The organism is Mesorhizobium sp., from assembly GCF_004962925.1.
In the GTDB taxonomy this organism is placed as follows: Bacteria; Pseudomonadota; Alphaproteobacteria; order Rhizobiales; family Rhizobiaceae; genus Mesorhizobium.
In genome coordinates this window covers 13,171-20,798 of record NZ_SUEO01000101.1, presented here as the reverse complement: position 1 = coordinate 20,798, position 7,628 = coordinate 13,171, and the positions used below count along the sequence as shown (strand labels likewise).

Genomic DNA, 7,628 nt, shown 5'->3' with positions numbered 1-7,628 from the left:
GGAGCCAAGCGCCATGCCGATGCCTATGCCGGTCATGACCCAGGTGATGCCCTCGGTCAGCATTGCCTCCGGCACGCGCCGCTCGATCAGGCCGAATGCCGTGATGAAGGTCGGCGAGATCGCCACGCCGCTAACGAAGACGGCCAGTGCCAGAAGAGGCACCGTGTCTGCGACAAGCAGCGGCAGCGTGGTGAGCGCGATGATGGCGACCGCGATGGCAAGCTGAATTTGCAGCGGTGTTTTCAGGTTCAGGGCGCCGATGATAATGCCGACGACGAACGATCCGAGCGCGTAGACGCCGATAACGAGGCTGGCAGCGCCCGGCTGGCCAAGCTCCTTGGTGATCGCCACGGTGCTCACCTCCGTGGTCGCGAAGGTCGCGCCGATGAAGATCAGGGCCAAGGTGATGATTTGGACCGGCCGCAGGCGGATTGCCGAGCCGCTCGAGCCCTGGTCGACCGGTCGCACTCGCGGCTCGGTCGAGCGCTGCAGGATGAAGGCTGTCGAGCCGAAGGCGAGGAACAATGTGCTCGCCAACATTCCCGCTTCTGGGAAAAGGGCGACGCTCAGGCCCACCGATAGCGATGCCCCGGCGATGTAGACCAGCTCGTCGGCCGCCGACTCGAAGGCAAACGCGGTGTTCATCTCGGGGCGATCCCGGAAGAGCTCTGTCCAGCGCGCGCGCACCATTGCCGGGATGCTGGGCATTGCGGCGGCCAGCAGCGCTGACACGAACAGTGTCCATATCGGCCAGTCCTGATTGGCTGCCGCAATCAGCACTACAAAAGCGAGCACGGAAATGACAGTGGTGGGCACCACAATCCGCGCTTGGCCGAGGCGGTCCACCAGCCGCGATATCTGCGGCGCGGCAAAAGCATTGGCCAGCGCATATGTTGCGGAGACGGCGCCGGCCAGCCAGTACTCGCCATGCGTCTGCGACAGCATCGCGACGATCCCGGTCGGAGCCATGGCCATCGGCATCCGGGCAACGAAGCCGGCTGCCGCGAAGCCCTTGGCTCCCTTTGCCTTGAAGATTTCGCGATAGGGATTGGGCATGAGAACACTCCTGGATTTTTGAGGCCGAACCACTTATATACGTGGCGTATGCAAATCAAATAATGACATACGAGGCGTATGTCAATTGATATACGAGACGTATGTGAAGGAATGGGCGAATGGCGCACAAACCACGCAAGGAGATGATCGCGGAGACCCGCGCCAAACTGGTCGCGGCGGCGCGCCATGCCTTTGGCACCGTTGGCTATGCCGAGGCGTCGATGGACGACTTCACCGCATCGGCCGGGCTGACGCGCGGCGCGCTTTATCACCACTTCGGCGACAAGAAGGGCCTTCTCCAGGCGGTTATCGCCGAGATCGACGCGGAAATGTTGGCCCGGCTGAAAATCGTTTCGGCCAGGGCGGACACTCTCTGGCAGGGCTTTGTCGACGAATGCACCGCCTATATCGAGATGGCGCTGGAACCGGAGATCCAGCGTATTGTCCTTCGCGATGGACCGGCGGTTCTCGGCGATCCTTCACAATGGCCGAGCCAGAACGAATGCATCCGCTCGATGAGCGAGAACCTTCAAAAGCTGAGGGACGAGGGAACCACCGTTACCGTTGATCCCGAAGCCGCAGCAAGGTTGATCAGCGGCGCCTCGCTGCATGCCGCGCAGTGGATCGCAAATTCGGAGAATCCCGAAGCGACGTCGAAAAAGGCGGTGAAGGCATTCAACATGCTTTTGGAGGGGCTGCTCAAACAGGGCCGCAGGACTGGCCGTCCGCAGGTACTGGCTGAGATTGGAGAAGAGGGCCATCCCTGAGGGGGAGGGTCGGGGCATAATAGGACGGCTCGCGCTGGACCTAACCAGCACCCGATATCTAAACCCTGTTGAACGTCTGCCTTTGGCGGTTCCAAAACATGGTCAAAGCCGCCGGGCGCGCCTATATCGGGGCATGGTCACAAGGCTTTATACCCACCCGATCTTTCTCGAGCACATAACGCCGCCCGGTCATCCGGAGCGGCCCGACCGATTGCGCGCCATCGAACGCGTGCTCGACGACGAGGCCTTTGCGGCCCTTGATCGTGTCGAGGCGCCGGAAGGTGACGAGGCCACCATCCTCTATGCACATCCGCAGGAATTCGTCGAGCGGGTCCGCGCAGCGATACCGGATACCGGTATCGCCCGCGTCGACGCCGACACCACCGCCAGCCCGAAAAGCTGGCAGGCGGCCGTGACGGCGATCGGTGCCGCCAACGCTGCCGTCGACGATGTCTTTCGGGGCAACGCCGCCAATGTCTTTGTTGCCGCCCGGCCACCCGGCCACCATGCCGAAAAGACGACGTCCATGGGCTTCTGCTTGTTCAACACCGCGGCGATCGCGGCGCGCTACGCGCAAAGGCAGCACCAGGCCGAGCGCGTCGCAATCGTCGACTGGGACGTGCACCACGGCAATGGCACGCAGGACATTTTCTGGGACGATCCGTCGGTGCTCTATTGCTCGACGCACCAGATGCCGCTTTACCCAGGGACCGGGGCCGTGAGCGAAACCGGCGCCGGCAACATCGTCAACGCGCCGCTGGCGCCGCAGACCGGCAGCGAGGTTTTCCGTGACGCTTTCCTGTCGCGCATTTTGCCGGCGCTCGACAATTTCGCGCCCGACCTCATTGTGATTTCCGCCGGCTTTGACGCACACCACCGCGATCCGCTGGCCGAGATCAACCTGACCGAGGACGACTTCGACTGGGCGACCGGCCAGTTGATGCAGCGTGCCGGCCGCTACAGCGACAACCGGCTCGTCAGCCTGCTCGAGGGCGGCTACGATCTGCAGGGATTGGCATTTTCGGTCGCCGCCCATGTCGGGCGACTGATGAAAGGATAGACGATGGCTGGTGAGACCAACGAAGACGTCAAGGCGATGAGCTTCGAGCAGGCGCTCGACGCGCTGGAGAAAATCGTCGATGATCTGGAGCGCGGCGACGTGCCGCTCGACCAGTCGATCCGCATCTATGAGCGCGGCGAGGCGCTGAAGGTCCATTGCGATCGGCTGCTCAAGGCGGCCGAGGACAAGGTCGAGAAGATCAGGCTTTCACGCGACGGCAAGCCGGTGGGAACAGAGCCGCTGGACGCGGAGTAGGGCACGGCCCCGAAAGAAGAGTTCGCCTTACCGGCTTTGGACATGATGATGATTGAGGATAGAATTCATCCCGTTTGAACGGCTCCAGGACGAGAGGAGATTGCGAACAATGTGCAGAAACATCAAGACCCTGTTCAATTTCGATCCGCCGGCAACCAATGACGAGGTCCGCGACGCCGCCCTTCAGTTTGTCCGCAAGCTGAGCGGAACGACGCGGCCGTCGAAACAGAACCAGCATGCGTTCGACCACGCCGTCGAGGCCATAGCCGCGTCGGCGCGCGAATTGCTCGACAGCCTCGAGACGACGCAGTATCCGCGCAATCGCGAAGAGGTGGCGGCCAAGGCGAAAGCCAAATCTGCACTCCGCTTCGCCTGAGGAGACCGCATGAGTTTCTTCCCTGGAAATGACCCGCAGGCTGGCGATGCCTTCGCCAGCGACCAGATCGAATTGATGGTCATTCCGAACGCCAAGGACATTGGAGGCTTCCAGGTTCGCCGTGCTCTGCCGACCGCGAAGCGACGGCTGGTCGGGCCTTTCATCTTCTTCGACCGCATGGGTCCGGCCATTTTGCGGGCCGGTCAGGCGCTCGATGTCCGTCCGCATCCGCATATCGGCCTGTCGACGGTCACTTACCTGTTCGACGGCAAGATCCGGCACCGCGATTCGCTCGGCACCGAAATGGTAATCCAGCCCGGCGACGTGAATCTGATGACAGCCGGCCGCGGCATCGTCCATTCCGAGCGCACGCCACAGGAACTGCGCGGCGCGCCGATGTCGGTTTCCGGCCTGCAGACATGGCTGGCGCTGCCCGACGATAAGGAAGAGGTCGATCCGATCTTCGAGAATACGGCGGCCATGCATCTGCCCGAGATCGACGCCGAAGGCGTCAGCGGGCGCGTCGTCATCGGCGCCTTTTCCGGGCTTCAGTCTCCGGTCGCGACCGCTTCGGACACGCTCTATGCCGACCTCAGCCTGGCGCCCGGCGCCAGCGTGAAAATCCCTGCCGATGCCGAGGAGCGCGCCATCTATACGTTGGAAGGCGAGGTTTCGATCACCGGTGACCGCTTTCCGGCGGAGCGGCTGCTGGTATTCCGGCCCGGCGAAGAGATCGTCGTGTCCTCGGAGGGTGGAGCGCATTTTATGCTGTTCGGCGGTGCCTCACTCGGCTCCAAGCGCTACATCTGGTGGAATTTCGTGTCATCTTCGAAGGAACGCATCGAGCAGGCGAAAGAAGAGTGGAAGACAGGCCGCTTCGATATCGTTCCTGGGGATGAAGAAGAGTTCATTCCGCTGCCGGACAATTAGCGCGCCGCGCGTTCTTCTGGGTGCGCAAAGGACACTCTAACACTTTGAATCTACGCCGCGTCACTCACACGCATTTACATTCGCGGGCCAGCGGCCTATTTCGCAGATGAATAAAAAGCAGGCCCTACCACCAGTGAACGCAAAGCTCCATACGCCGCTTCTCGACAAGGTCCGCATCCCGGCCGACCTCAGGACGCTTGACGAAGGTGATCTGCCGCAGTTGGCATCGGAGCTTCGCACCGAGTTGATCGACGCTGTGTCCCACACCGGCGGACATCTCGGTGCTGGCCTTGGCGTGGTCGAACTGACGGTCGCATTGCACTATGTCTTCAACACGCCCGACGACCGGCTGATCTGGGATGTCGGTCACCAGGCCTATCCGCACAAGATCCTGACCGGCCGCCGCGACCGCATCCGCACGCTGCGGCAAGAGGGCGGCCTGTCCGGTTTCACCCAGCGCGCCGAGAGCGAATATGATCCGTTCGGCGCCGCCCACTCCTCGACCTCCATTTCCGCCGGGCTCGGCATGGCGATGGCGCGCGATCTCGTCGATGGCCGCAACAATGTCATTGCCGTCATCGGCGACGGCGCCATGTCGGCCGGCATGGCCTACGAGGCAATGAACAATGCCGGCGCGCTCGATGCCCGTCTGATCGTCATCCTCAACGACAACGACATGTCGATTGCTCCGCCGACCGGCGCGATGAGCGCCTATCTGGCCCGCCTCGCGTCGGGCAAGGCCTATCTGGGCTTGCGCGATTTCGGCAAGAAGCTGACTTCCTATCTCGGCGAACGCGCCGATCGCGCCATCAAGCGGGCGGTCGAACATGCGCGCGGCTACGTCACCGGCGGCACATTGTTCGAGGAAATGGGTTTCTATCACATCGGCCCGATCGACGGTCACAATCTCGAGCACCTGATCCCGGTGCTGAAGAACGTTCGCGACAATGCCGACGGCCCGGTGCTGATCCACGTCGTGACCCAGAAGGGCAAAGGCTACGGACCGGCTGAGGCGGCGGCCGACAAATATCACGGCGTCAACAAGTTCGACGTCATCACCGGCGCGCAGGCCAAAGCGCCGGCCAACGCGCCGAGCTACACGAAGGTCTTTGCCGAAAGCCTGATCCAGGAGGCCCGAGAGGACGACCGCATCGTCGCCATCACCGCCGCCATGCCGAGCGGCACCGGTCTTGACCTGTTCGGCGAGGCGTTCCCGGCGAGGACCTTCGACGTCGGCATCGCCGAGCAACACGCGGTGACCTTTGCCGCCGGCCTTGCCACGGAAGGCTTCAAGCCTTTCGCTGCGATCTATTCGACCTTCCTGCAGCGCGCTTACGACCAGGTCGTTCACGACGTTGCGATCCAGAAACTGCCCGTGCGCTTTCCGATCGATCGCGCCGGCTTCGTCGGTGCCGACGGGGCGACCCATTGCGGCGCCTTCGACACGACCTTTCTGGCGACGCTGCCCGGTTTCGTCGTCATGGCCGCGGCGGACGAGGCGGAACTGCGCCACATGGTGCGCACGGCGGCAAGCTATGATGACGGCCCCATTGCCTTCCGCTACCCGCGCGGCAACGGCGTCGGCGTCGACATGCCGGAGCGTGGCTCGGTTCTTGAAATCGGCAAGGGCCGTATCGTCAGGGAGGGCACCAAGGTTGCGCTGCTTTCCTTCGGCACGCGGCTGCAGGATTGCCTGTCTGCCGCTGAGGAGCTCGGCGCGGCAGGACTTTCCACCACGGTCGCCGATGCTCGTTTCGCCAAGCCGCTCGACGAAGACCTGATCCGGCGCCTGGCCCGCTCGCACGAGGTGCTGGTAACGGTGGAAGAGGGCGCGGTCGGCGGCTTCGCCAGCCATGTGCTGCAATTCCTGGCCCATGAAGGGCTGCTGGAAAACGGCCTGAAGGTACGCCCGCTTGTGTTGCCGGACGCATTCACGGATCACGCCAAGCCCGAAAAGATGTATGCCGACGCCGGGCTGGATGCCGCCGGCATCGTGCGCACCGTCTTCGTGGCGCTGGGACACACCGCCAGCGCGCAAAGCGCCTGAATCAAAATCTAAACGGCTTGACTCAGTTTGCCAGCGGGCGGTCGTCTGTTTACGCTGCGATTTGGCGTTTAGCTTACCGTGTCTCTTGGCACCGGCAGTCGAACGTCGAGTCTCGCGGCCAATCCTCTAAAAACTAGAACCACATATCGCGCACGCAGCGACCATCGCGCGGCAGGTCCTCGAACTTATGGAGACCATCGAAATGGTCGATTGGCAGATCGGCGACGGTGTCTGGTGGCGCAAGCCTCACATTGACGGCGATTCGAGTGCGACCGGCGGCGCCGGAACGCAAACCACGCCAGGCCAGAACGCAGGCGCATGTCGGACAGAATAGAATCTCAAGCGACGGCGCATCCTTTCCGGCGCGCGTATAAGAACTCATCGGTCCCGCAAGGCGGATGCGTTCGTCCACATAATCGTAAGCCCACAGCGCGCCATAGCGGCGGCAAAGCGTGCAATTGCAGGCTGTGATCGAGCCGGGATCGCCCTCCAACGTCCAGTGGGCCGCGCCACAATGGCAGGTTCCGGTCAGCATTCGCCCTCCTTCGCGTTCGGCAGCAAAACGCATATCGTCCCTGACATTGTGCCGGATGTGGTGCGATATTCAACAAGCTGTGGCAGCTTGATGCGTTCGCCGCTTTCCGAAGATGTTCGTTGTCTCCCTCCAATATCCTTGCCATCATCGTCGGCTTTCGCCATGAAGGCCGATGAACTTCCCTTTGCCAGCCAGCACACGCCAGCGGCTCGACGAACTGCTCGTCGCTCGCGGCCTGTTTCCCAGCCGCTCTCGCGCCCGCGACGCGATCGAGCGCGGTACGGTGACGGTCGATGGCGTCATCGCCCGCAAGCCCGGCCAGACCGTGTTGGTCGATTGCCTGATCGCCGTCGATGATCCGGCGCAGGGCTATGTTTCGCGTGCGGCGCTGAAGCTGATCGCGGGGCTCGACCATTTCGGTCTCGATCCCGCCGGCAGCGAAGCGCTCGATGTCGGCGCCTCAACCGGCGGTTTTACTCAAGTGCTGCTCGAACGCGGCGCGGCGCATGTCACGTCGATCGATGTCGGGCATGGCCAGATACATCCGGATATTGCTGGCGATCCGCGCGTGACGGTGATCGAGGGATTGAACGCCCGCGATC

Annotated in this window: 10 protein-coding genes; 7 read left to right on the top strand and 3 right to left on the bottom strand. The window is 62.8% G+C overall.

All coding sequences use genetic code 11. The annotated features are described in order from the left end of the window. Window positions 1-1,056: MFS transporter (locus E5W87_RS19845; protein WP_292401128.1), on the bottom strand; the 1,056-nt coding region annotated here is incomplete at its 3' end. A 119-nt stretch (window positions 1,057-1,175) separates the two neighbouring features. Here E5W87_RS19845 and E5W87_RS19840 point away from each other — a divergent pair. The 6 genes from E5W87_RS19840 (at window position 1,176) to dxs (ending at window position 6,491) form a co-directional block, all read left to right on the top strand. Continuing rightward, window positions 1,176-1,823, top strand: a complete 648-nt coding sequence (locus E5W87_RS19840) for a TetR/AcrR family transcriptional regulator (protein ID WP_292401125.1) — start codon at window positions 1,176-1,178, stop codon at window positions 1,821-1,823. Between the two features lie 133 nt (window positions 1,824-1,956). Beyond that, window positions 1,957-2,883, top strand: coding sequence for a histone deacetylase family protein (locus E5W87_RS19835; RefSeq protein WP_292401122.1), 927 nt, complete (start codon window positions 1,957-1,959; stop codon window positions 2,881-2,883). 3 nt (window positions 2,884-2,886) lie between these two features. After that, entirely contained in the window at window positions 2,887-3,138 is a 252-nt protein-coding gene (locus E5W87_RS19830; RefSeq protein WP_029355594.1) for an exodeoxyribonuclease VII small subunit, read from the top strand. Between the two features lie 109 nt (window positions 3,139-3,247). Further along, on the top strand, window positions 3,248-3,514 hold the full coding sequence (locus tag E5W87_RS19825) for a DUF2277 domain-containing protein (protein ID WP_292401119.1): 267 nt from the start codon (window positions 3,248-3,250) through the stop codon (window positions 3,512-3,514). Window positions 3,515-3,523: 9 nt separating this feature from the next. Then, window positions 3,524-4,444, top strand: coding sequence for a pirin family protein (locus E5W87_RS19820; RefSeq protein ID WP_292401116.1), 921 nt, complete (start codon window positions 3,524-3,526; stop codon window positions 4,442-4,444). A gap of 106 nt (window positions 4,445-4,550) precedes the next feature. Continuing rightward, window positions 4,551-6,491 (top strand): 1-deoxy-D-xylulose-5-phosphate synthase, encoded by a 1,941-nt coding sequence (dxs, locus tag E5W87_RS19815; RefSeq protein WP_292401113.1) that lies wholly within the window; start codon window positions 4,551-4,553, stop codon window positions 6,489-6,491. 133 nt (window positions 6,492-6,624) lie between these two features. On the opposite strand, the gene E5W87_RS19810 is transcribed toward dxs, so the two are convergent. Continuing rightward, window positions 6,625-7,026: a GFA family protein gene (locus tag E5W87_RS19810; protein ID WP_292401110.1), complete on the bottom strand. Its 402-nt coding sequence runs from the start codon at window positions 7,024-7,026 to the stop codon at window positions 6,625-6,627. After that, window positions 7,020-7,190: a hypothetical protein gene (locus tag E5W87_RS19805; RefSeq protein WP_292401107.1), complete on the bottom strand. Its 171-nt coding sequence runs from the start codon at window positions 7,188-7,190 to the stop codon at window positions 7,020-7,022. The genes E5W87_RS19810 and E5W87_RS19805 overlap by 7 nt, the downstream gene beginning before the upstream one ends. 8 nt (window positions 7,191-7,198) lie before the next feature. Between E5W87_RS19805 and E5W87_RS19800 the strand changes: the two genes are divergently transcribed. Next, a partial coding sequence (locus tag E5W87_RS19800) for a TlyA family RNA methyltransferase (protein WP_292401104.1) occupies window positions 7,199-7,628 on the top strand: 430 nt, incomplete at its 3' end.

Coding starts and splice junctions, on each gene's coding strand:
- E5W87_RS19810 (WP_292401110.1), bottom strand. CDS start 7,026: ATGCTGACCGGAACCTGCCATTGTGGCGCGGCCCACTGGACGTTGGAG.
- E5W87_RS19840 (WP_292401125.1), top strand. CDS start 1,176: ATGGCGCACAAACCACGCAAGGAGATGATCGCGGAGACCCGCGCCAAA.
- E5W87_RS19825 (WP_292401119.1), top strand. CDS start 3,248: ATGTGCAGAAACATCAAGACCCTGTTCAATTTCGATCCGCCGGCAACC.
- E5W87_RS19835 (WP_292401122.1), top strand. CDS start 1,957: ATGGTCACAAGGCTTTATACCCACCCGATCTTTCTCGAGCACATAACG.
- E5W87_RS19820 (WP_292401116.1), top strand. CDS start 3,524: ATGAGTTTCTTCCCTGGAAATGACCCGCAGGCTGGCGATGCCTTCGCC.
- E5W87_RS19830 (WP_029355594.1), top strand. CDS start 2,887: ATGGCTGGTGAGACCAACGAAGACGTCAAGGCGATGAGCTTCGAGCAG.
- dxs (WP_292401113.1), top strand. CDS start 4,551: ATGAATAAAAAGCAGGCCCTACCACCAGTGAACGCAAAGCTCCATACG.
- E5W87_RS19805 (WP_292401107.1), bottom strand. CDS start 7,190: ATGGCGAAAGCCGACGATGATGGCAAGGATATTGGAGGGAGACAACGA.